The 23,154-nt window shown below is 63.8% G+C and carries 22 protein-coding genes and 1 tRNA gene; 12 read left to right on the top strand and 11 right to left on the bottom strand.

Translation table 11 applies throughout. The features are described 5' to 3' along the window. Positions 1-33: 33 nt before the first annotated feature. On the bottom strand, positions 34-762 hold the full coding sequence (locus AC04PT_RS02445) for a GNAT family N-acetyltransferase (protein WP_482871901.1): 729 nt from the start codon (positions 760-762) through the stop codon (positions 34-36). Between the two features lie 117 nt (positions 763-879). Then, positions 880-1,341, bottom strand: a complete 462-nt coding sequence (locus AC04PT_RS02440; protein WP_482871900.1) for an outer membrane protein assembly factor BamE — start codon at positions 1,339-1,341, stop codon at positions 880-882. 87 nt (positions 1,342-1,428) lie between these two features. On the opposite strand from AC04PT_RS02440, the gene AC04PT_RS02435 reads away from it, so the two are divergent. The 8 genes from AC04PT_RS02435 to AC04PT_RS02400 all read left to right on the top strand — a co-directional run bounded on the left by AC04PT_RS02435 (position 1,429) and on the right by AC04PT_RS02400 (position 7,470). After that, on the top strand, positions 1,429-1,995 hold the full coding sequence (locus tag AC04PT_RS02435) for a YceD family protein (protein WP_482871899.1): 567 nt from the start codon (positions 1,429-1,431) through the stop codon (positions 1,993-1,995). Positions 1,996-2,229: 234 nt separating this feature from the next. After that, complete coding sequence (rpmF, locus tag AC04PT_RS02430) at positions 2,230-2,436, top strand: 50S ribosomal protein L32 (protein ID WP_482871898.1); 207 nt, start codon at positions 2,230-2,232, stop codon at positions 2,434-2,436. A gap of 23 nt (positions 2,437-2,459) precedes the next feature. After that, positions 2,460-3,575: a phosphate acyltransferase PlsX gene (gene plsX / locus AC04PT_RS02425; RefSeq protein WP_482871897.1), complete on the top strand. Its 1,116-nt coding sequence runs from the start codon at positions 2,460-2,462 to the stop codon at positions 3,573-3,575. Beyond that, entirely contained in the window at positions 3,572-4,543 is a 972-nt protein-coding gene (locus AC04PT_RS02420; protein ID WP_482871896.1) for a beta-ketoacyl-ACP synthase III, read from the top strand. Before plsX ends, AC04PT_RS02420 begins: the two co-directional genes overlap by 4 nt. A 102-nt stretch (positions 4,544-4,645) precedes the next feature. Continuing rightward, positions 4,646-4,948: an integration host factor subunit alpha gene (gene ihfA, locus AC04PT_RS02415; RefSeq protein WP_482871895.1), complete on the top strand. Its 303-nt coding sequence runs from the start codon at positions 4,646-4,648 to the stop codon at positions 4,946-4,948. Positions 4,949-4,961: 13 nt separating this feature from the next. Then, positions 4,962-6,194: a MerR family transcriptional regulator gene (locus AC04PT_RS02410; RefSeq protein ID WP_482871894.1), complete on the top strand. Its 1,233-nt coding sequence runs from the start codon at positions 4,962-4,964 to the stop codon at positions 6,192-6,194. 64 nt (positions 6,195-6,258) lie between these two features. Further along, positions 6,259-6,335 (top strand) — tRNA-Pro (locus AC04PT_RS02405). A 64-nt stretch (positions 6,336-6,399) separates the two neighbouring features. Then, on the top strand, positions 6,400-7,470 hold the full coding sequence (locus AC04PT_RS02400; RefSeq protein WP_482871893.1) for a 2'-deoxycytidine 5'-triphosphate deaminase: 1,071 nt from the start codon (positions 6,400-6,402) through the stop codon (positions 7,468-7,470). Positions 7,471-7,472: 2 nt separating this feature from the next. Here the strand turns inward: AC04PT_RS02400 and AC04PT_RS02395 are convergent, their stop codons facing one another. The 8 genes from AC04PT_RS02395 to AC04PT_RS02360 form a co-directional block, all read right to left on the bottom strand. Beyond that, positions 7,473-7,646 (bottom strand): hypothetical protein, encoded by a 174-nt coding sequence (locus AC04PT_RS02395; protein WP_482871892.1) that lies wholly within the window; start codon positions 7,644-7,646, stop codon positions 7,473-7,475. Between the two features lie 124 nt (positions 7,647-7,770). Next, positions 7,771-8,433: an SMC-Scp complex subunit ScpB gene (gene scpB / locus AC04PT_RS02390; RefSeq protein WP_482871891.1), complete on the bottom strand. Its 663-nt coding sequence runs from the start codon at positions 8,431-8,433 to the stop codon at positions 7,771-7,773. Continuing rightward, the gene (locus AC04PT_RS02385; RefSeq protein WP_482871890.1) at positions 8,434-9,231 is read right to left on the bottom strand and encodes a segregation and condensation protein A; all 798 of its coding nucleotides are present in this window, start codon (positions 9,229-9,231) and stop codon (positions 8,434-8,436) included. A 3-nt stretch (positions 9,232-9,234) separates the two neighbouring features. Continuing rightward, the gene (locus AC04PT_RS02380) at positions 9,235-10,233 is read right to left on the bottom strand and encodes a glycoside hydrolase family 3 N-terminal domain-containing protein (RefSeq protein WP_482871889.1); all 999 of its coding nucleotides are present in this window, start codon (positions 10,231-10,233) and stop codon (positions 9,235-9,237) included. Beyond that, positions 10,230-11,288 (bottom strand): SPOR domain-containing protein, encoded by a 1,059-nt coding sequence (locus AC04PT_RS02375; protein WP_482871888.1) that lies wholly within the window; start codon positions 11,286-11,288, stop codon positions 10,230-10,232. The genes AC04PT_RS02380 and AC04PT_RS02375 overlap by 4 nt, the downstream gene beginning before the upstream one ends. Before the next feature lie 78 nt (positions 11,289-11,366). Then, on the bottom strand, positions 11,367-13,112 hold the full coding sequence (gene argS / locus AC04PT_RS02370) for an arginine--tRNA ligase (RefSeq protein WP_482871887.1): 1,746 nt from the start codon (positions 13,110-13,112) through the stop codon (positions 11,367-11,369). A 101-nt stretch (positions 13,113-13,213) separates the two neighbouring features. Continuing rightward, positions 13,214-16,699, bottom strand: a complete 3,486-nt coding sequence (mfd, locus tag AC04PT_RS02365) for a transcription-repair coupling factor (protein WP_482871886.1) — start codon at positions 16,697-16,699, stop codon at positions 13,214-13,216. Positions 16,700-16,730: 31 nt separating this feature from the next. Continuing rightward, complete coding sequence (locus AC04PT_RS02360; protein ID WP_482872433.1) at positions 16,731-17,222, bottom strand: component of SufBCD complex; 492 nt, start codon at positions 17,220-17,222, stop codon at positions 16,731-16,733. Between the two features lie 189 nt (positions 17,223-17,411). Between AC04PT_RS02360 and hemB the strand changes: the two genes are divergently transcribed. The 3 genes from hemB (at position 17,412) to AC04PT_RS02345 (ending at position 19,765) form a co-directional block, all read left to right on the top strand. Next, the gene (hemB, locus tag AC04PT_RS02355; protein ID WP_482871885.1) at positions 17,412-18,404 is read left to right on the top strand and encodes a porphobilinogen synthase; all 993 of its coding nucleotides are present in this window, start codon (positions 17,412-17,414) and stop codon (positions 18,402-18,404) included. 111 nt (positions 18,405-18,515) lie between these two features. After that, positions 18,516-19,061, top strand: coding sequence for a hypothetical protein (locus AC04PT_RS02350; protein WP_482871884.1), 546 nt, complete (start codon positions 18,516-18,518; stop codon positions 19,059-19,061). 146 nt (positions 19,062-19,207) lie between these two features. Further along, positions 19,208-19,765: a lipid-binding SYLF domain-containing protein gene (locus tag AC04PT_RS02345; protein WP_482871883.1), complete on the top strand. Its 558-nt coding sequence runs from the start codon at positions 19,208-19,210 to the stop codon at positions 19,763-19,765. 83 nt (positions 19,766-19,848) lie between these two features. Here the strand turns inward: AC04PT_RS02345 and AC04PT_RS02340 are convergent, their stop codons facing one another. Next, positions 19,849-20,118 carry an usg protein gene (locus tag AC04PT_RS02340; protein ID WP_482871882.1) on the bottom strand — a complete coding sequence of 90 codons (270 nt, stop codon included), beginning with the start codon at positions 20,116-20,118 and terminating at the stop codon, positions 19,849-19,851. A gap of 193 nt (positions 20,119-20,311) precedes the next feature. On the opposite strand from AC04PT_RS02340, the gene gyrA reads away from it, so the two are divergent. Beyond that, positions 20,312-23,050, top strand: a complete 2,739-nt coding sequence (gene gyrA / locus AC04PT_RS02335) for a DNA gyrase subunit A (RefSeq protein WP_482871881.1) — start codon at positions 20,312-20,314, stop codon at positions 23,048-23,050. Positions 23,051-23,154 lie beyond the last annotated feature (104 nt).

Below are 23,154 nucleotides of genomic sequence, written 5' to 3'. Positions count from 1 at the left end.
CCGCAGCTATTCGCACCGCAGTGAATGGTCAAGTCAGGACAGCGCCCGAAGCAGGCGCTTGCGTGCCGGCGGGATCAGCCCGATCTCGACCCCGGTGAAGACGTGAAGCGTGTTCATACGTGGGTCGACAACCGCGTGATCGCTGACCCAGCCCCCCATCAGCAGATAGGTCTTCAGCAGCGGCGGCATACGGCGCATGGCGGTCTTCATGTCGGGCTTGCGCCGAAACCTTGCGGCAAAGCGAATGACGTCGGGCGCCTTGACCTGCGGAAGCCAGCGTTTCGGAGCGAGGTGGCGTTCCCCGAGTACCGCAAAGGCATCGTGATATTCGCGCGCCTCGGTGCCTTGGAAGGAGGCGCAGCCGAACAGCAGCTTGACGTCGTTGTCATCGACATAAGCGGTCATCGCGCCCCATGCCACGCGCAACACATCCGGATCGCAGACTTCGGGGTGGACGCAGAACCGGCCCATCTCGACCATGCGACCTTCGTATGCGGTCAAGGCGGAAAGTTCATAATACTGGGCAGAATAGGATCTTGCGATCTCACGTCCATCGGACAGCGGAAGTATGCGGAAACAGCAGACGAGCCTGTCGTCACGCGTATCCTCGATCAGCACATGAGTGCAGGCGGCGTCATAGGCATCCGCGTCGCGTCCGGCATGGCCGTGAAAGGCAAGATGGCGCAGGGTCTGCGCGGCCTCGATGTCCGTCTCGGTCTCGGCAATGCGCGACCGGTAGCGGCCCATGTTCGGAACTCTCATCTCACGCGCACCCCTTCGATCCGACATGCCATATGTGATGACATGTCTGCTGCCAGACAAGTATGACGGACGGATGAAGTGAAATGACGGCATGATCAGATGCCACGATCCCGAGGTCTATTGGCCGGTCAGCCCGCCTAGATCGAGCCCGCCGATATTGCCGAACAGCCGGCGGATAAAGCCGATGTTGCCATCGCCGACCTTGGTCACACGGCGGGTCAGGGTGATCACGCGCCCGTCTTCAAGCCCGTATCGGGTGATATTGCTCACCACGCCGGACGGATCGAATTCGACGGCGACGATCTGGCGCTCCACGGTCTGTGGCGCGAGCAGCCCGAAGTGGCGCACACGGCTTCCGATGTAATAGAAGTTGCCTCCGTTCAGCACACCGCTGGTGCCGGGGTTGCCTATGGTCTCGGCCACGCTGTCGCGGGTGTCGACGCCGACGATGACGTTTTGCAGGTCTTCGTCGGTTGGCAGATAGCCGTGGTTGCGGTACTGGGACACGCAGGCCGACAGCAACAGCACGGCACAGGTCAAAGCAACGAAAACGCGCCTCGCTCCGGTTCTGCCTGTCATTGCCACCCTCTTGTTTTGCACTTGCCCGACTTTTATCTCGCTTACAGAAGGTTGGCCCCCGGTTCAAGAAAGGATGCTCCAAGGCTCATGCCCCACAAAGATCAAAACTTTTGTCATGCTTTTCCGGTCACGGCCCTGCCGCAGAACAGCCCGCAACCGTTCGATATTGTTCCGGACGAAGGCGCGCGCGCGGCACTGGCGCAGGAACTGGGACTGAGCGGCCTGCGTAAGCTGCGTTTCACCGGCGAGATCCGCAGCAGCGGCAAACGTGACTGGGTTCTGAGCGGCCAGCTTGGAGCAACCGTGGTCCAGCCCTGCGTGCAGACGCTGGCGCCGGTGACGACCCGCATCGATGTCCCGGTCGAGCGGCGTTATCTTGCCGATTGGACCCCCTCGGAAGAGCCGGGCGCCGAGACCGAGATGCCCGAGGACGTCAGCGTCGAGCCGGTACCGGCCACCATCGACGTCTGGACCGTGATGGCCGAAGACCTCGCCATTGCGGTGCCCGACTATCCCCGCGCCGACGACGCGCCGCCACTGGGCGAGGTGGTGCTGACGGAACCTGGAAAGACACCTTTACGGGAAGAGGATACCAAGCCTTTCGCCGGGCTGGCGGCGCTGAAGGACAAGTTGGGCGGCAAGTCCGGAGACTGAAATACGTTGCCTCGTGGCCGGTACCGGACCGGCACGTGACGGACTGGCGCAAGTTCGCCGGACCGTGACGCCCGGACAGAAAGGAATCGCTTGCAACATGCGGCAAACTTCGTATTTTCGCGCCCTCTGAGAGATTTGGGGTTGTATACACCGCCTGAGTGCGCGTATCTGCCCGGAAACACCCGAAACCGCGGGCGCCGCACCATCTGCGCCCCAAGAACTTGAGATTGAGCCATGGCTGTTCAGCAGAATAAAGTGTCCAAATCGCGCCGCAACAACCGCCGTGCGCATGATTCCCTGGTCGCTGCCAACCCCAATGAATGCGACAACTGCGGTGAGCTGAAGCGCCCGCATCATGTCTGCCCGTCCTGCGGCCATTACGCGGAACGTGAAGTCATTGCCGTTGCCGACGATATCGAACTGGACGACGACGCAGCCTGAGCTTCCTCAACGCAAGGCCCCTCATGACCGCGCGCATTGATCACACTGCGGCTGGACCCGGGGCCGAGGACGGCACGGTCATCCTTTCCATCGACGCCATGGGCGGGGACCGCGGTCCCGGCCCTGTCGTTGCTGGCATCGACATGTCGGCGCGCATCAATCCGGAATTGCGCTTCATCCTGCATGGTCCCGAGGACCAGCTGCGTCCCTTGGTGGACAAGCGCAGGAACCTCCGCGACCGCTGCGAAATCCGCGATGCGCAGGGCGTTGTCTCGATGGAGGACAAGCCCAGCCAGGTGATGCGCAACGGCAAAGACACCTCGATGTGGTCGGCGATCGACGCGGTGCGCGCGGGCGATGCCTCGGTCGCGGTGTCCTGCGGCAATACCGGCGCGCTGATGGCGGTTTCGATGCTGCGCCTGCGCAAGCTGCCCGGTGTCAACCGCCCCGCCATCGGTGTGCTCTGGCCGTCGCGCAGCAAGCAGGGCTTCAACGTCATGCTCGATGTCGGCGCCGATGTCCGCGCCGATGCCCATGACCTGCTGCAATACGCGCTGATGGGTGCCTCATACGCCCGCAATGGCCTTCAGGTCGACCCGCCGCGCATCGGCCTGTTGAACGTCGGCACCGAAGAGCACAAGGGCAGTCAGGTTCTGAAGGAAGCGCATGACCTGATCCGCGATCACGCAGCGGACGCGCGGTTCGACTTTGTGGGCTTTGTCGAAGGCGGCGACATCCCCGGCGACCGCGCCGATGTGATCGTCACCGACGGCTTCACCGGAAATATCGCGCTGAAGACTGGCGAAGGAACCGCCAGCCTGATCGGCGAACTGCTGAAAGAGGCCTTCAAGTACACCCCTCTGTCGCGTCTGGCTGCACTGCTGGCCCTGCCCTCGCTGAAACGGTTGCAGAAGCGCATTGATCCCCGGCGCGTCAATGGCGGCGTGTTTCTAGGTTTGAACGGAACCGTGGTGAAATCCCATGGGTCGGCCGACGAAATGGCCGTGAGCGCCGCCGTGAAATTGGCCTTTCAACTGGCCCGCGCCGGCTTCAACGAAAAAGTGGCCGCCCGGATCGCCGCCGCCGCGAAAATCGCGGAAGAGGCGCGGCAAGAGGATGCCACGGGAGAGCAGAAATGACGCGACGCGCGGTTGTCATCGGCGTTGGACACTACCTGCCCGAACGGGTGGTCGAGAATCACGAATTCGAAAAGTCGCTGGAGACATCGGACGAATGGATTCGCTCGCGCTCGGGGATCGAGCGCCGCCATTTCGCTGCCGACGGCCAGACCACCTCTGACCTTGCGACCCTCGCGGCACAGGCGGCCCTCGACGATGCCGGCCTGACCGGCGACGACATCGACGCCATCGTTCTGGCCACGTCGACCGCCGATCTGACCTTTCCATCGGCTGCCAGCATGGTTCAGGCCAAGCTGGGTATGACCCGCGGCTTTGCCTTCGACCTACAGGCCGTCTGCGCCGGCTTCGCCTACGCGCTGACGAATGCAAATGCGCTGATCCTGTCGGGCCAGGCAAACCGAGTGATGGTTATCGGGGCCGAGACCTTTTCCCGGATCATGGACTGGACCGACCGCTCGACTTGCGTACTTTTCGGTGATGGCGCCGGCGCCGTGCTGCTGGAGGCGCAGGAGGCCGAGGGTACAGCGCAGGATCGTGGCATCCTCGCCACCGATCTGCATTCGGACGGGCGGCACAAGGATATCCTCTATGTTGATGGCGGCGTGTCCACGCAAGAGACCGGCCATCTGCGGATGCAGGGCAAAGAGGTCTTCCGCCATGCCATCGAAAAGCTCGCCGCAACCGCGCATACCGCGATGGAACGCGCCGGCGTGACCGCAGACGAGGTCGACTGGGTGGTGCCGCATCAGGCCAATATCCGTATTATTCAGGGCACCGCGAAGAAGATGGGCCTGTCGATGGACCGCGTCGTCGTTACCGTTCAAGATCACGGCAACACGTCGGCTGCCTCAATCCCGCTGGCGCTGTCGGTGGGCGTCCAGCGCGGCCAGATCAAGCGCGGTGACCTGATCGTGACCGAAGCAATCGGCGGCGGCCTGGCATGGGGCGCGGTGGTGCTGCGCTGGTAATTGCCGGTTTTCGCACCGCTTTAGGCCTCTTCTGTAAGTCCTTGATATTGACTCGGAATTGATCCCCTGCCTAAGCTACGGGAAATTCAGGGGGATCTACTCATGGGCGACAAAACACTGACACGCATGGACCTCAGCGAAGCGGTGTTCCGCGAGGTCGGGCTGTCCCGCAACGAATCCGCAGAGCTTGTAGAACGCGTTCTGACGCTGATGTCGGACGCGCTGGTCTCAGGTGACCAAGTCAAAATCTCGTCCTTCGGGACCTTCTCGGTGCGCGAAAAGGCGGCTCGCGTCGGCCGCAATCCCAAGACCGGCGAAGAGGTGCCGATCGAGCCGCGCCGCGTGCTCACCTTCCGGCCGTCGCACCTGATGAAGGACCGGGTTGCCGCGGGCAACCGGCGCTAAGGATCCGGAGGCGATGCCGAGCAAATCACCCGACGCCTTCCGCACCATCTCGGAAGTGGCCGATTGGCTGCAGACACCGGCGCATGTGCTGCGGTTTTGGGAAAGCAAGTTCAGTCAGGTGAAGCCGGTGAAGCGCGCTGGCGGGCGGCGTTATTATCGTCCGGTCGACATGGCGCTGATCGGCGGGATCAAGAAGCTGCTGCACGACGACGGCATGACCATCAAGGGCGTGCAGAAGGTGTTGCGCGAACAGGGCATCAAGTATGTCTCGGCATTGTCGCCGCCGCTGGACGAGGATCTGGAGGCCATGATCGCGCCGACAGGCCAAAGTGCCCCCGCCCCGGCGGTTGAAACCGGACAGGTGCTGGACTTCACGTCGCGACAGACCCCGGACCCCGGGGACGCCGCAGAGACGTCCGACGCCGGCACAGCGGCCCCAGCCGCGTCGCCCACGGCCGCGGCCGCCGGAGACCTTTTCGACGAAAGCGACGACGGGGCTGCCGACGACGTTGCCGTAACCGCTGCGCCCGACGGGACCTCGCTGAGCGGGACGTCTCCGGCTGCGCAGGACGACACCAAGGTATCGCCGTCGACAGAAGTCGAGCCCGTCATTTCAGAAAGCGCCGCGCCTGACCTGCCGGAGTTGCCGGAGTTGCCGGAGTTGCCGGAGCTTGCCGAGAGCCGACCGGAGGTGCCAGAGCCTGACATTGCCGCATCGATCCCGCAAGAGACAGCGCCGCAATCCATAACCGCTGACGATTCCGAACCCGCCCCCCGTACCTTGAATGACGACGTGTCGGATGCGGTGCATTCGGAGCCATCCGAGGTAGCAGCCAAATCCGCGGACCTTCAACCGCAAGAGGGTTCCGAGGACCTGCCCGACTTCTTGCAGAAGCCGATGTCCGAGCGTATGGCCGAGGGCGTTTCTCCGAAGCCGGAGGCCGCCGCGGCGGAACCTGACCTCTCCGAACCTGGCGAAACCGCAAGGGAAAGGGCATCCGACGCTTCCTCGGACTTGGCCGAAGAATCCGCGCAAACCGATGCGCTGCCGACCGAGGCTGGCCCAGGCCAAGGGTCCCTGCCCGAAGACCCCCAGGATCACGAGCTGGGCGACCTAACCGGTCCGCTGACCCTTCTGACTTCGACTGAAATGCGCGCGGCACGACACTCGGCAGAGCAGATTGAAACCCTCATCATCCGCGTCCGCAACCATCAGCGCGCCATGAGCCACGCGGCCCGGGGCTGACGCCGAACATGGCGGAAATTACCTCTTGCCCCCCGGGTGAAAACAGGTATGAAGGCACTCCAGTCGGGCTATGGCGCAGCCTGGTAGCGCGTCCGTCTGGGGGACGGAAGGTCGCAGGTTCGAGTCCTGCTAGCCCGACCATTACACTCCTCCCCCATCAGACACACCCGACTGCGGCCGGCCCAATGCAACCCGGAGCCAGCCGATGACAGGTGTCCTTGCCAGCCAGCAAATTCGCGGACTGATCGACAGCGGCGCCCTGACCGGCGATCCTGCGATCACCGACGAGCAGATCCAGCCGGCCAGCCTCGACCTTCGCCTTGGCACCGTGGCCTACCGCGTGCGGGCCTCGTTCCTCACGGGCAGGGACCGCACGGTCACCGACCGTTTGGCGGAATTTGAGATGCACCGCATCGACCTGACGCAGGGTGCCGTCCTCGAGAAGGGCGCCGTCTACGTGGTTCCGCTGATGGAGAGCCTCGCCCTGCCCCCGGGCATCCAGGCCGTCGCCAATGCCAAGAGCTCGACCGGACGGCTTGATCTGTTGACCCGCGCGATCACTGATCAAGGCACCGAGTTCGACCGCATTGCCGAAGGCTATACCGGCCCGCTCTACGCCGAGATCTGCCCGCGCAGTTTCTCGGTCCTTGTGCGCCCCGGGATGCGGCTCAACCAAATCCGCTTCCGCGAGGGCGCGGCAAAACTCGACGACGACGCCCTGCGCGCCGTACACGCCGATACACCGCTGGTCGACAGCGAGCCGGTGATCGACGATGGGCTGGGCTTCTCGGTCGATCTGAAGCCAGGCGAAGGCACCCTCGTCGGCTACCGCGCCAAGCCGCACACCGGGGTCATCGACCTCGACCGGATCGGCGGATACGATCCGCGCGACTTCTGGGAAGAATTGCACAGCGACAACGGCCACCTGATCCTCGATCCCGGTGCCTTCTACATCCTCGTCAGCCGCGAGGCAGTGCACATCCCACCCGAATACGCCGCCGAGATGGCACCCTATATCGCCATGGTGGGCGAGTTCCGGGTGCATTATGCCGGGTTCTTTGACCCCGGGTTCGGCCACGACGCCGCCGGCGGCAAGGGCGCGCGCGGGGTGCTAGAAGTGCGCTGCCACGAAGCGCCCTTCGTGCTGGAACACGGCCAGATTGTTGGCCGTCTGGTTTATGAACGGATGAGCCAGAAGCCCGAAATCCTCTATGGAGCCGGGCTCAAGTCGAACTACCAGGGTCAGGGCCTCAAACTGTCAAAGCACTTCCGCTAGGCTCACATCCGCCGCATCATCCGCGCCGCGCGCCGTGCCTGCCGTACCTGTGCCTTGCTCTGTTTCGCCGTCCTGTCGTCGCCGGCGAACCGGTCGATCCCGGCATCGATGCCACGGTTGATTGCCTTGCGCAGCACCAACCGCACGACCATGTTGATCAGCTGATTTGCATTCATTGCCTCACCCTCTGTCTGCCTTTCACTGGCATACCTGTGAAACATGCCGATTTCAGGGCAGACAGCTGAAACCACGCTGGACAAAGCAACGTGATCGGCTCGCGCGCGGAAGCGGACGTCCTGATCAGTCTTCGAACAGCTCGCTCTGGCCCTCGGTGGCTTCCGGCTCGTCCTCGCCATCGCCGAATTGGGGCGTCCCGGGCAGCGGTCGGTTTTCCAGCAGCCCCGCCTGACGCAACTCTTTCAGGCCAGGCAAATCGCGCGCGGATTCCAGACCGAAGTGATCTAGGAACCCCTCAGTCACCACGAAGGTCACCGGTCGTCCTGGCGTCATCTTGCGCCGGCCGAAACGGATCCACTCCATTTCAAGCAGCTGGTCCACGGTGCCACGCGACACCGACACCCCGCGGATTTCCTCGATCTCGGCCCGCGTCACCGGCTGATGATAGGCGATGATGGCGAGGGTCTCGATCGCCGCGCGGCTCAGCTTGCGGGTCTCCACCGTTTCCTTCTGCATCAGGAACGACAGGTCCGCGGCCGTGCGCATGGCATAGGAATCGCCCACCTTGACCACCTGCACCCCGCGCCCCTCGTAACGTTTGCGCAGATGCAACAGCGCCTCCGCCGCGTCACAGCCGTGTGGCATACGTGCTTCCAGATCCCGCACCGTCACCGGTTCGGCACTGGCGAAAAGCACGGCTTCCACCATCCGCTCCTGTTCGGCCACAGGGGGCGCGGCAAACAGGCTTCTCTCTTCGTCTTCGATTTGATGGGCGTCGTCGTTCATCTATTTATCCGTGATCCGCCGCAGCTGTATCGGCTGGAAGGTGCCCTCTTGCCGCAGTTCAGCCTTGCCTTCTTTCACCAGTTGCAGCGAAGCCGCGAAGGTCGCCGCCGTGGCCGAGCGCAGCCGCACCGGATCAGATTCCCACCCGTCAGGCAGGTAGACCGAGATCTCGGTCCAGGTTCCGGCAAAGCCGATCAGCCCACGCATCCGGTCCAGCGCCTGTTCCATGGTGTAGACCGCATCCCGGTCCATCACGAAAGGTCGGAATTCATCACGGGTGCGGATACGCGCGTAGCCCTGCATCAGGTCCAGCAGCGTCGCGGTATAGGTGACCTTCTTGACCCGCTCGACCGTCTCGGGCACACCCCGGGCAAAGACGTCGCGACCCAGACGGTCGCGCGCCATCAGCTTTGCCGCCGCGCTGCGCATGGCTTGCAGCCGTTCCAGTTGAAAGGCCAAGTGCGCCGCCAATTCCTCGCCCGACGGGCCCTCTTCCTCTGGATCGGGGGGCAGCAGCAGGCGCGATTTCAGGAACGCCAGCCAGGCCGCCATCACCAGGTAATCGGCGGCCAGTTCGATGCGCAGCTTCTTGGCCCGGTCGACAAAGCTCAGGTACTGCTTCGCGAGATCGAGCACAGAGATCTTGCGGAGGTCGACCTTCTGCGTCCGCGACAGCATCAGCAGCAGGTCCAGCGGCCCCTCGAAACCATCCACGTCGACGATCAGCGCCTCGGCGGCCAGCCGGTCGGCAACGCTTTCAGGCGCCTCGGGTGTCGCGTCGAAATCGTCTTGATCCATGTCCTAAGGCCCGGCCAGCAGCGCCTCAAACTGCTGTGCCAATGCGTCGGTGTCAACCTCGTCGCCGCGGTTCCTCATGGCCAGCGCCGCATCGGCACGAAGCTGTGCACCATCACTCAGCACGCCGGCCTTGTCCGCGACGTCCTCCATCTCATCGAGATGGCCGTTACAGTGCAAGACCACGTCGCAGCCAGCTGCTATCGCCGCCCCGGCGCGTTCACCGGCGCTGCCGCTCAGCGCCTCCATCGAAATGTCGTCGGTCATCAGCAGTCCGGAAAAGCCCAGCTCTTCACGGATCAGGTTTATCATGCGGCCCGACTGGGTGGCCGGGAAATAAGGGTCGACCGCTTCAAAGATCATGTGCGCCGTCATCCCCAGCGGCATGTCAGCCAAGGCCGAGAACGGTACGAAGTCCCTGGCCCGCAGCTCATCCACCGCGGCCTGTGTATGCGGTAGTTCCAGATGGCTGTCGACGCGGCCCCTTCCGTGCCCCGGCATGTGCTTCAGCACCGGAAGAACGCCCCCGTCGAGCAGCCCACGCGCCACCGCCCTGCCGACCTCGGTCACGGTGTCCGGCGTCTCGCCGTAGCAACGGTTGCGCAGGAAACGGTGGGTCCATTCGCCGGCGACGTCCAGCGTCGGAATGCAGTTGACGTCGATGCCGAAGCCTCTCAGTTCGTCGGCCATGATCCGCGCGCGCAGGTACATGCCCTGCGGGGCCATGACGCCCAGCTTGTGCACATCGTCGAGCGGCGGTTTCCAGCGTCTCGCCAAGGGTGGCTTGATGCGCTGCACCCGTCCGCCCTCCTGATCGATCAGGATCGGTGCATCACGGCCCACGGCCTCGCGCAATTCGGCACAGAGCCCGCGAATCTGATCAGCGCTGTCGATATTGCGGGCAAACAGGATGAATCCCCAAGGGTCTGCCTCGCGGAAGAACGCCTTCTCGCCGCCGGTCAGAGCTTCGCCCCGCGGGGCGAATATGGCGGCAGAGGCGGTCACTTGGTCACCACCGGAATGCAATCGGGGCCTTCCGCAACCAGCAGCGCACAGAAGCGGCGCGCGTCGGCCAGGTCCTCGAACCCATGGGCGCGCAGGCGATAGAAGGTGCGCCCGCCGCTCTGGGCCTTCTGGATGACCTGCGCCTTGCTGTCGAAGAAGCTGGCGAACCGGGTCGAGATGCGGCGCCATTCCTCTTCCGCGATGGCAGCGCTTTCATAGGCACCGAGTTGCACCAGCCGGGTGCCCGCCGGCAGGGTCGCGACATCCACCCGCGGCTTGACCGGTGCGGCCACGGGGGCCGCGGGCTGCGCAAGGGAGGCTTTCACCACATCCGCAGGCCGCTTGCGCGGGCGCAGCGACCGACGAACACCCGGCGCGTCGATGGCGGCAGCGGTGGGGCTGCGGGTCGGTGTGACCTTGGTCTTGACCGCGGGCGTCATGACCGACGCAGAGGCGGTTAAGGGTTTCACGTCGGCGGCAATCTGATCTGCCAGCGCCTGAATCGTGGTATCCGCGATCTCGCGTCGCGGCGTGCCGCTTTCCACGCGGTTTGTCATGATTGCAGAGGGGACGGTTTCGGAAGCCGGCTGGGCGCTGCGGGCGGGACTGCGCGCAGCAAGCGGCATGACCGGTGCGTTCACCGCGTCATGCGTCGAAAGGGCCGCAGGAACTTCGGATGCGGGTATGTCTTCGTCCGCGTCCAGCCCGACCGGGCGCGGCGCTAATGCCACCTGTGCCACCGGGCCCGAGGCGCTGCCCCGTCCGGCGACCTCGTTGACCGCGAGTCCTTGGTGATCGGCTGCAAGCCCGCCGGGTTCCTCAGGGGCCACGCGCCACGGGCCTTCGGCCGCACGCACCACCGGCACGCCCGACACGTCACGAACCAGAAGCTGATATCCCCAGATGCTGACCCCGACGAGAAGCGCCAGCGACACCATGGCGCCCGCTGCGTTGGCATAGGCTCCGAAGCCCGCGACGCGCGGACCCGCTTGTTGCGATGATGCACCCTGATCGCCGTATCCCGCATGGGACCCGGTCATGTGAATATCTGCCATATTCGCCTCTCCGCTCCCTGCGATACGTGCCGCAGGGTATGCTCTGTCCGACTGCTCCGTAGCCGGGCGAGAGGTGTCTTAGCGCATCTCTTCCACCGGCGTTACGCCCAAAATACCCAAGCCCGCCGAAATGACAACCGACACAGCCCGCGCCAGAGCGATTTTGGATTGGCTTGTTGCGGGGTTGCCCTCTTGCAGGAAACGCAGCTCGGGCAGGTCATGGCCGCGGTTCCACAGGGTGTGGAATTCACCAGCGAGTTCATAGAGATAGAAGGCGACACGATGCGGTTCATGGGTGCGCGCGGCGATCTCGATCAGGCGTGGCCATTCGGCCAGCTTTTTGGCCACCGCAAGCTCGGTCTCGTGGCTCAGCTGCTCCAGATCGGCACCGGTCAAAGCCTCGTCCGAGACCTCGACCCCCGCGTTCCGCGCCTTGCGCAGCACCGAATGCACGCGGGCGTGAGCGTACTGCACATAGAACACCGGGTTCTCGCGGCTTTGCTCCAGCACCTTGTCGAAGTCGAAATCCAGCGGCGCGTCGTTCTTGCGCGTCAGCATCACGAAGCGGGTCACGTCCGGGCCGACTTGGTCGACCACGTCGCGCAGGGTGACGAAGGTGCCCGCACGCTTCGACATCTTGAAGGGTTCACCGTTCTTGTAGAGCTTGACCAACTGGGTCAGCTTGATGTCGAGCGGCGTCTTGCCATCCGACAGCGCCGAAACCGCGGCCTTCATGCGTTTGACATAGCCGCCGTGATCCGCGCCGAATACATCAATTAGCCCGTCGAAGCCCCTGGAAACCTTGTCATAATGGTAGGCAATGTCAGGCGCGAAATAGGTCCAAGACCCGTCGGATTTCTTGACCGGGCGATCGACGTCGTCACCGTGTTCGGTGGACTTGAACAGCGTCTGTTCACGCGGTTCCCAGTCCTCGGGTTTCTTGCCCTTTGGCGGCTCCAGCACGCCTTCGTAGATCAGCCCCTTTTCATCCAGAGTCTGGATCGCCGCCTCGATCAGTCCGGTGCCATAAAGCGATTTCTCCGAAAAGAAGTGATCCATCTGCACGCCCAGCAGGCCCAGATCGGCGCGGATCAGTTCCATCATCGCCTCGGTGGCGTATTCGCGCACCTCCGCCAGCCAGACCGCTTCGGGCTGATCGACATAGGCATCACTCACCTTGTCCTTCAGCGCCTCGCCCACCGGGATCAGGTAGTCGCCGGGATAGGTGCCATCCTCGAAGGCAACCTCCTGTCCGTGCGCCTCGAGATACCGCAGGTAGACCGACCGCGCGAGCACATCGACCTGCGCGCCGCCGTCGTTGATATAGTATTCGCGGGTGACATCGTGGCCGGAATAATCCAGCAGGCTGGCCAGCGCATCGCCGAAGACAGCGCCGCGAGTGTGGCCCACGTGCAGCGGGCCGGTGGGGTTGGCCGAGACATATTCGACGTTAATCCGCTGCCCCTGCCCCATGGTCGAGCGGCCGTAGGCAGTGCCTTCTGCCAGCACCGCACCGACGATCTTCTGCCAGACGGATGGTGCCAGCCGCAGGTTCAGGAACCCCGGCCCTGCCACTTCGGCCGAGGTGATGCGGTCGTCGGCGCCCAGTTTCACGGCCAGCGCCTCGGCAATATCGCGCGGCTTTTGCCTTGCGGGCTTGGCCAGAACCATCGCGGCATTGGTCGCCATGTCGCCGTGCAGCGGGTCGCGCGGCGGCTCGACCGCGACGTTGGCGAAATCGAGGCCCTCGGGCAGCGCGCCCTCGGATTGCATCTGCTCCAGAGCGGCAATCACCGTGCCGCGCAGGTCGGAAAAGAGGTTCATCGGTTTGTCCCTTGTGCTTGCCGGCGGTTTATCACGCCCGGCGCAGCCGTCAATCAGGAGGCCTTGGTCCGTTGACGGAACTGCACCGATCCAGCCATGGATCAGGCGCCCGCCGTCTTCTTCTTTTTCTTCTCCGCCACCACCTTTTCGGCCAGATCGCGGGCGATGGCGAAGGCCCCTTTGATCTTGTCGGCGTCACTCTTCCAGTCGCGGCGAACGACGATCTTGTTGTCCTTCACCTTGGCCAGCCCGCGCTGGTCCTTAATGAATTCAACCAGCCCCTGCGGCGAGGCGAACTTGTCGTTGTGGAACTGGATCGTGGCCCCCTTCGGCCCACCGTCGAGCTTGGCGATGCCGGCACGCTTGCACATTGCCTTGATGCGAACAACAAGCAGCAACGTATTGACCTCCTTCGGTAATTTCCCGAAGCGGTCGATCAGTTCGGCGGCAAATCCCTCAAGCTCCACCTTAGTGGTCAGCGACGAGAGGCGGCGGTAGAGTCCCAGCCGCACATCGAGATCGGGCACGTAATCCTCGGGGATCAACACCGGCACGCCGAGGTTGATCTGCGGCGCCCACTGGTCGTCGGCCTCTGACAGGCCCTCCATCTCCCCGGCGCGGATCTTGGCGATCGCCTCCTCCAGCATCGACTGGTAAAGCTCGTAGCCCACATCCTTCATCTGGCCCGACTGTTCCTCGCCCAGCAGGTTGCCCGCCCCACGAATGTCGAGGTCCTGGCTGGCCAGCGTGAACCCTGCCCCCAGCGTATCGAGCGAGCCCAGCACCCGCAGACGCTTTTCGGCCGTCGCGGTCAGGCGCGCGCGCGGCTTGGTGGTCAGATAGGCATAGGCGCGGGTCTTCGAGCGCCCCACCCGGCCCCGGATCTGGTAAAGCTGCGCCAGCCCGAACATGTCGGCGCGGTGCACCACCATGGTGTTGGCGGTGGGGATATCCAGGCCCGACTCCACGATGGTCGTCGCCAGCAGCACGTCGTACTTGCCGTCATAAAAGGCGTTCATCTTGTCGTCGAGCTCACCCGCCGCCATCTGGCCATGCGCCACCACGTAGGACACCTCGGGCACCTGGGTCTTCAGGAAGTCCTCGATCTCGGGCAGATCGCTGAGGCGTGGCACAACATAGAAGCTTTGCCCGCCGCGGTAATGTTCGCGCAGCAGCGCCTCGCGGATCGTGACCGCGTCGAATTCGCTGACATAGGTGCGGATCGCCAGCCGGTCGACGGGGGGCGTGCCGATGATCGACAAGTCGCGGACGCCCGACAACGAGAGCTGCAGCGTGCGCGGAATTGGCGTCGCGGTCAGCGTCAGCACGTGGATGTCGGTGCGCAACTGCTTCAGCCGCTCCTTGTGCGACACTCCGAAATGCTGCTCTTCGTCGATGATGAGAAGGCCGAGGTTCTGAAACCGGATCGCCTTGGCCAACAGAGCATGGGTGCCGATCACGATATCCGCCGTGCCCTTCGAGATCCCCTCACGCGTCAGCGCTGCATCGCGCGCAGACACGAAGCGCGACAGCGGGCGGACGTTGACCGGGAAACCGCGGAACCGTTCGGCAAAGCTCTGGTAGTGCTGGCGCGCCAGCAGCGTCGTTGGTGCGATCACCGCCACCTGCATCCCCGACATGCCGGCCACGAACGCCGCCCGCATCGCTACCTCGGTCTTGCCGAAACCCACATCGCCGCAGATCAGCCGGTCCATCGGCTGACCCGAGTGCATGTCGTCCATCACGTCCGCAATGGCGCGAAGCTGGTCGTCAGTCTCCTCGTATGGAAACCGTGCGCTGAAATCCTCGTAGGCACCGTGCGGTGGGTCCATCACCGGCGCCTTGCGCAGCGCGCGTTCCGCTGCCACCCGGATCAGCCGTTCGGCCATCTCGCGGATGCGCTCCTTAAGCTTGGCCTTCTTGGCCTGCCACGCACCGCCGCCCAGCTTGTCGAGAAGCCCTTCCTCATGGCCGTATTTCGACAGCAGTTCGATATTCTCGACCGGCAGGTAAAGCTTTGCCGTCTCGGCATATTCCAGCGCCAGACATTCATGCGCCGCGCCCGCCGCGGTGATCACCTCAAGTCCCAGGTAGCGGCCGATGCCGTGGTCGACGTGCACGACAAGATCACCGGGACTGAGGCTTTGCGTCTCGGTCAGGAAGTTTTCCGCCCGGCGCTTCTTCTTCGGGCTCCGGATCAGTCGGTCGCCCAGCACGTCCTGCTCTGACACGACGGTAATCCGCGACTTGCCGCCGTCGCCCCATGGTCCCTCGAACCCGTGCTCAAGCGCCCAGACGGCGAGATGCAGCCCGCGCTTGCCGACGCCGCTTGCATCGCGCACATGCACAGTCTCGGCCAGTCCCTCGTCCTCGATCAGGCCCGACAGACGCTCGCGCGCACCCTCGGAATAGGAGGCGATGACCACCGGACCCGCGGCCATCTTCGCCTTAACATGATCCGCCAAGGCCCCAAAAAGACTGATGTTCTCCTGCTGACGCTCGGGCGCGAAATTGCGTCCGATGCGGCCGCTCGCATCCGTCACCCCCGGACCGGAGGCCTGCGGCAGCGGATGGAACTGCAACAGTCTGCGTCCGGCGACAGCGGCCTCCCATGCGGCATCGTCCAGGTAAAGCGTCGCCGGCGGCGCAGGCTTGTAGACGGTGTCCATGCGGCTCTTGTTGGCCATTGCCAGCCGCCGGGTTTCATACTGGTCCTCGATCATCTCCCATCGCGACAGCCGCGCCGGGGTGGCCTGATCGTCCTGTGTGATGGTGGCTTGCGGCAGATAGTCGAACAACGTCTCCAGTCGCTCGTGAAACAGGCCCAGCCAGTGTTCCGCGCCCTGGTGCTTGCGCCCGGCGCTGATCGCCTCGTACAGTGGGTCGTCGCTGCCTGCGGCGCCGAACTCGATGCGGTAATTCTGACGGAACCGGGTAATCGCCGCGTCGTCGAGGATCACCTCGCTGACAGGCGCCAGCTCAACCAGGTCGAGCTTCTCCGTGGTCCGCTGGCTGACCGGGTCGAAGCGCCGCGCCCCGTCCAGCGTGTCGCCGAACAGGTCCAGCCGTACCGGCCCGCCCTCGCCCGGAGGGTATATGTCGATGATGCCGCCGCGCACCGCGTAATCGCCCGGCTCCATCACCGTGGGCGCCTGCACGAAGCCCATCCGAACCAGGAAGTCGCGCAGCCCCTTCTCGTCGATCCGGTTGCCGACGCGGGCGGTGAAGGCGGCCTCACGCAGAACGTCGCGTGCGGGGATCTTCTGGGTAGCGGCGTTGAGCGTGGTCAGCAGCACGAAGCGTTCGGGCATGCCGTGCACCAGCCCGGCCAGCGTCGCCATGCGCGCCGCCGAGATGTCGGCATGCGGCGAAACCCGGTCGTAGGGCAGGCAGTCCCAGGCCGGGAAGGTCAGCACCGGCATGTCGGGGGCGAAGAAGGCCAAGGCCGCCTGCATCGCGGCCAGCCGCTTGTCGTCGCGGGCGATGTGCATAACCGGGCCGCCGCTTTTCGCGACTTCCTGAAGGATCAGGCGGGCGTCGAAACCTTCGGGCGCGCCGCCGACAATGCGGGTCTGAGGATCGGACATCCCGCTTAACTGTGCCAGCGGCGATGCAACGTCAACCGCCGAGCGCCCCGAGCGAGAAATTCTTGTACATGCCCCACATCGCGGTCACGAAGATCGAGAAGACGCCCAGCAATTGAACGTAGAAGCGGTGCCGCACCAGCCGTTTGCGCAGCGCCGCGCCATCCAGCTGCTCGTCGGCAATCCGGCGGGAGGTGCTGATGCTCAGCAGCCAGACGAGGCACATCGGAAAGGCCATCAGAAAAACCGCCTGCGCAAATTCCACGTCGTACCAGAAACCCAGGACCACCAGACCGCTCAGCACGAAACAGGCAAACCCCAGCAGCCAAAGCCCGGCCACACCCGCAATATACAGCAAGCGTCCGGTGTTGATGCGCACCAGTTCCTCGAGATCGTACTGCATCTGCCCGCCGCGGCGGTTTGCATTGGTGACCATGTCGAAAGGCACGCCCAGGACCCAATGGCTTGCGGTCGACCACATCACGGCAAGGCCGATCCAGTACCATAGGTTTGAAAACGACCGCATGTCGATATGCTCGAAGATGGCAAGTTGCAGGTCGTTCACCGCGGGCTCCTGAATAGTGCGTCCGGTTTCCTTAACCCAGCCTTGCGCGCTTGCCCAGAGGGGTCCTTGCAGCCCTTCCCGACGCGCGTCAGGTCTGGACTTGGGCGCGCGGGCTTGGCAGGTATCGCGGGCCGCTATCCGGAGAATGCAATGACTGTTGCCCCCTATCCTGCCGCCCGTTTCCGCCGCCTGCGCAAGTCCGCCGCTGTGCGCGATCTGGTGCGCGAAAACCACCTGAGCCCCGCCGATTTCATTTGGCCGGTCTTCGTTCGCGACGGCGAGGGCATCGAAGAGCCGATCCCATCGATGCCGGGTGTCACCCGGCGGTCGGTCGACAAGGTGGTCGCAGCGGCACAAGAGGCCCACGCGCTCGGCATTCCCGCGATCTGCCTGTTTCCCTATACCGATCCGTCGCTCAAGACCAAGGACTGCGCCGAGGCCTGGAATCCGGAGAACCTGTCGAACCGCGCCACCCGCGCCATAAAGCAGGCGGTGCCGGACATGGCGGTGATGACCGATGTGGCCCTGGACCCGTACAACATCGACGGACATGACGGTTTTGTAGTCGACGGCGAGGTGGTCAATGACGCCACCGTCGAGGCACTGGTGAAGCAGACGCTCAGCCAGGCCCTGGCCGGCGCCGACATCATCGGCCCGTCAGACATGATGGACGGCCGGATCGGCGCGATGCGGCAGGCGCTTGAGAGCGCCGGCCATCATAACGTCTCGCTGCTCAGCTATTCGGCGAAATACGCCAGCGCCTTCTATGGACCATTCCGCGATGCAGTGGGCGCGTCGGGTGCGCTCAAGGGCGACAAGAAGAGCTACCAGATGGACCCCTCCAATTCAAACGAAGCGCTGCGGCTGGTGGAACGTGACCTTTCGGAAGGCGCCGATATGGTGATGATCAAGCCCGGCCTGCCGTATCTGGATATCTGTCGCCGGGTAAAGGACACCTTCGGCGCACCGACCTTCGCCTACCAGGTCTCTGGCGAATATGCGATGATCCGGGGCGCGGCACTGAACGGCTGGGTCGACGGCGAGCGGGTGATGATGGAAAGCCTGATGGCCTTCAAACGCGCCGGCTGTGACGGCATTCTCACCTACTTCGCGCCAGAGGCATCCCGACTGCTGAATGGGTGAGCGGCAAGAAGCACGCGGGATTTTATCTGATGACGTCTCGTTAGGGTCTGTGCGCTAGAAGCCTATGGGAGTACGCCGAGTGTTCCCAGTTTCAGCCCTTCGGAGACCCCTATGATCAGCAGCACCCTGTCTGTCAGCACCGTCAGCCTCGCAAGGACCGCAGCCAGCACCCAGTCGGCTGCATCGTTCGAACCAGCGCCCGAGGGCGCCCCCGACAAGCGCGGGACATCGGTGGGCCATCAGGCGAAGGCCTTGGTTCAGGCTGCCCAAGAGCAGGGTGAGAGCCTGCCGAAGAACGCCCAGGGTCTGGCGGCTTCGGCCATTGCGCGGGGCACCGACCCCGCTGCGATTGCCGCCAGCCTCGTGGGCACCAGCGGCGCAGACCTGGACGATGTTGGAGTGATCGACGGCTTTGACGATGAAGGAGGCGAAAGTGACGACGCGGCCCAGCCCATTGTCGCAGGGTCCGTGCCACAGCCACCTGCCGAGATGTCTTTTGCCTACATGAGTGTTAGCCTCACGTCCGAGGTATCCCCCTCCGATGACCAAACATCCAGCGTGATCCAGCAGGCATCCCTGTCCTATGCCAGCCTGTCGGTCGCAACCAGCTATGGCAGCAACACCGCGGCTGAGAACGCGCTCGATCTGTTGACCTGAGCCGACGAGTCTCACCCACGCTCAGCGCCGTCCCGCCGCCCGATGTAGCGTCCGCTTTCGCGGCGTGACAGTGCGCACACATCTGCCTATACTGCGCGCGACCGGCGTCAAGACCGGCACCGAGGATTTTCGAGCAGAGGTATCAGATGACCCAACTTCCCCGTCGTTCCTTCGTCCTGTCCGGGCTGGCCGTGACCGCGCTGGCCGCCTGCGGTAACGGCGTCGGCTCTCGCGGGCCCGCCATGATCGACGCCCGCGTCGATTCCACCCTGGCGCAGCTTTACGCGGACTTTCCCGGCACCCGGCAGGTGGCGGAGAAATCTGTTGGCATGCTGGTGATGCCACTGGTGACCGAGGCAGGACTTGGCTTCGGCGGCGGCTACGGCCGTGGGGCGCTCCGGATCAACGGTGCAACGGTGGATTACTATGCGCTGACCAAGATCTCGACCGGTCTGCAGATCGGCGCGCAGCAATACGCTCACGTGCTGTTCTTCATGACCAACGAGGCGCTGGAAAACTTCCGGCGTTCGCCCGGTTTCGCGGCAGGTGCCGGCGTGACCTATGCCATTCCCGACAGCGGCGGCAACCTGAGCGCTGAAACGACCACATCGCTGGCACCGATCATTGCGGTGATCTTCGGTCAGGCCGGGCTGCGCGTCGGCGCGACGCTGGAAGGCGTGAAGTATACCCGGATCATTCCCTAACAGTGGCGCGGTTCGGGGCTCTGCGCCGGACAGCAGGGCCGTCGCAATTGAGCAAGGCGTCGGCGGCGTCGGACCGCGATCGCTTAGTGATAGGTAAACTCACCCACCACGTTCTGCCACTCGCCGGAGGCCAGCATCTTTCGGTGTGAAAAACGCACCGAGTGCAACGGCCCCTCGATCTCGTCCTGCCAGAACTCGATGAATTTGAACAACCGCGGATGATCGGGGGCGGTGTCGTAATCCTGCCAGATATAGGAGTTCAACACATGGGTGTAATCGGGCATGCGGTAGAAGAATTCTGCCGTGGTCAGCCCGTAGCCACGCAGCATCATTTCCGTCTCGGACATCTGCATCTTGCACCTCGTAGTTTCTTATGTTTTTCGAATCTTGCCATCAAATTGTGACTTTTCAAAGAAAACAGTGTGTTAGCAGATCGTGCGCTTGGCTGCCAAACCCCTCGAAAGCAGGCATTGCACCCCATATCCTGCTTCTGATAGAGTGTCCGACAACAATATATAGAAACCGACAAAAAGCGGTGAAGACGACGTGAGCGACGACCCCCAAGCCCCCGACAACGAAGAAGAAAAGCCGGATCGGCCCGAGCATCACGGCCCCACCGTCTCGATCACTGACGAGATGCGGTCGGCCTATCTCGACTATGCCATGTCGGTCATCGTCTCGCGCGCGATCCCGGATCTGCGTGACGGGCTGAAACCTGTGCACCGGCGCATCCTCTATGCGATGCACGAGACCGGCAACAGCCACGACAAACCGTATCGCAAATCGGCGCGTCCGGTGGGCGACGTCATGGGGAAATATCACCCGCACGGGGATTCAGCCATCTATGACGCGCTGGTGCGGATGGCGCAGGACTTCTCGATGTCGCTGCCGCTTCTGGATGGTCAGGGCAACTTCGGTTCGATGGACGGCGATAACCCCGCCGCGATGCGCTATACCGAAGTGCGGATGGACAAACCCGCCGCCTATATCCTTGCCGATATCGACAAGGAGACGGTGGATTTTCAGGATAACTACGACGGCAAGGATCGCGAGCCCACGGTTTTGCCGGCGCGTTTTCCCAACATGCTGGTCAATGGCGCGGGCGGCATCGCCGTCGGCATGGCCACCAACATCCCGCCGCACAACCTGGGCGAGGTCATCGACGCCTGTCTGGCACTGATCGAAGACCCGGACCTGACCTCGGAGCAGCTGATCCAGTACATCCCGGCGCCGGACTTTCCGACCGGCGGGCTGATCCTCGGCCGCTCCGGCGCGCGCAAGGCCTATCTGGAGGGGCGCGGCAGCGTCATCATCCGGGCGAAGACGCGCGTCGAAGAACTGCGCAAGGACCGCTACGCCATCGTCGTCGACGAGATCCCCTATCAGGTGAACAAAGCCGCGATGATCGAAAAGATCGCCGAGGCCGCCCGCGAGAAGCGCATCGAGGGCATCGCCCACGTGCAGGACGAAAGCGATCGCAACGGCGTGCGCGTGGTGGTCGAACTTAAGCGCGACGCGACGCCCGAGGTGGTGCTGAACCAGCTGTTCCGCTTCACGCCGATGCAGACATATTTCGGCTGCAACATGCTGGCCCTGAACGGCGGCAGACCCGAACAATTGACCCTGCGCGCCTTCCTGACATCGTTCCTCGACTTCCGCGAGGACGTCGTGGCCCGGCGCACCGCCTATCTGCTGCGCAAAGCGCGGGAACGCAGCCACATCCTTTGTGGTCTGGCAGTCGCGGTGACGAACGTCGACGAGGTTGTCGCCACCATCCGCGCCTCTGCCGATGCTGCTGAAGCCCGCGAAAAACTGATGACCCGGCGCTGGCCGGCCAAGGAAATCGCGCCCTATATCCGCCTGATCGACGACCCCACCCACCCGATCAACGAGGACGGCACCTACAACCTGTCGGAAGCGCAGGCCCGCGCCATCCTTGAACTGCGGTTGCAACGCCTGACCCAACTGGGCGTCAAGGAGGTCACCGACGAGCTGGAAGAACTGGCCGGCAAGATCAAGGATTACCTCGACATCCTGTCGTCGCGCGACCGCATCATGACGATCATCTCCGAAGAGCTGCGCGAGACCCGCGACCTGTTTGCCGTGCCGCGCCGCACCGAGATCACCGACTGGGCCGGTGACATGGAAGACGAGGACCTGATCGAGCGTGAGGACATGGTCGTTACGGTCACCCAGGGCGGCTATATCAAGCGCACGCCGCTGGCCGACTTCCGCTCGCAGAAGCGCGGCGGCAAGGGCGTTTCCGGCGGCGCGCTGAAGGACGACGACGTGGTCACCACGCTGTTCGTGGCCAACACCCATACGCAGCTTCTGTTCTTCACCACTGACGGCATGGCCTACAAGCTAAAGACCTGGCGGTTGCCGCTGGGCGGGCGCACGTCGAAGGGCAAGGCCATCGTCAACATCCTGCCGATCCCGACCGGCGTCTCGATCGCCGCCATCATGCCGGTGGATCGCGACGAGGACGAATGGGACGACCTTCAGATCGTCTTTGCCACCGACAAGGGTACCGTGCGGCGCAACCGGCTGTCGGATTTCACCAACGTGAAGTCCAATGGCAAAATCGCCATGAAGTTCGAGGACGAAAACGAAGGCATGTCGCTGATCAACGCCCGCATCTGTTCGGAAGACGACGACGTGATGCTGGTGACGAACTCCGGCCGCGCCATCCGCTTCCCGACCACCGATGTGCGGGTGTTCAATTCGCGCAACTCGGTCGGTGTGCGCGGCATCCGGCTCAACAACGGCGACCGGGTGGTCTCGATGTCGGTGATCCGGCACTTCGACGCCACTTCGGAAGAGCGCACCGCGTACCTCAAGATGCGCCGCGCCATGGCCGGCCTGTCAGACGATGAGGGCGCGGACGAGGAAGAGGCGCCCGCCGATCCGAACTTCTCGAACGAGCGCTATGTCGAGATGTCGGCTGCCGAGAACCTGATCCTGACGATCACCGCCAAGGGCTCGGGCAAGCTGTCGTCGAGCCATGACTATCCGGTTCGCGGGCGCGGCGGTCTTGGCGTGACGGCGATGGACAAGGCAATGCGCGGCGGCGAGATCGTGGCCTCCTTCCCCGTCGAGTTGGACGACCAGATCATGCTCGCAACCTCGCGCGGTCAATCCATTCGGGTGCCGGTCGACGGTATCTCGTTCCGGTCGCGCAGCGCAGGTGGCGTGCGGGTGTTCAACACCGGCAAGGGCGAGGAAGTCGTCAGCGTCGCGTGGATTGCCGAACAGGGCGACGAGGAGGACGGGGCAGAAGACTAGCCCCGTTTTCCCCCAAAGGTTGAGAAAACAGCGAGCCGATGCCATTATGGGCGCAATCAGCGCAACCGGGGGGCATCTGCATCCGAAACGTCTTACTGGCCTGA

The sequence above is a fragment of the Litorisediminivivens sp. KMU-197 genome (genome assembly GCF_056858395.1).
This window is presented reverse-complemented; position numbering and strand designations above follow the sequence as displayed.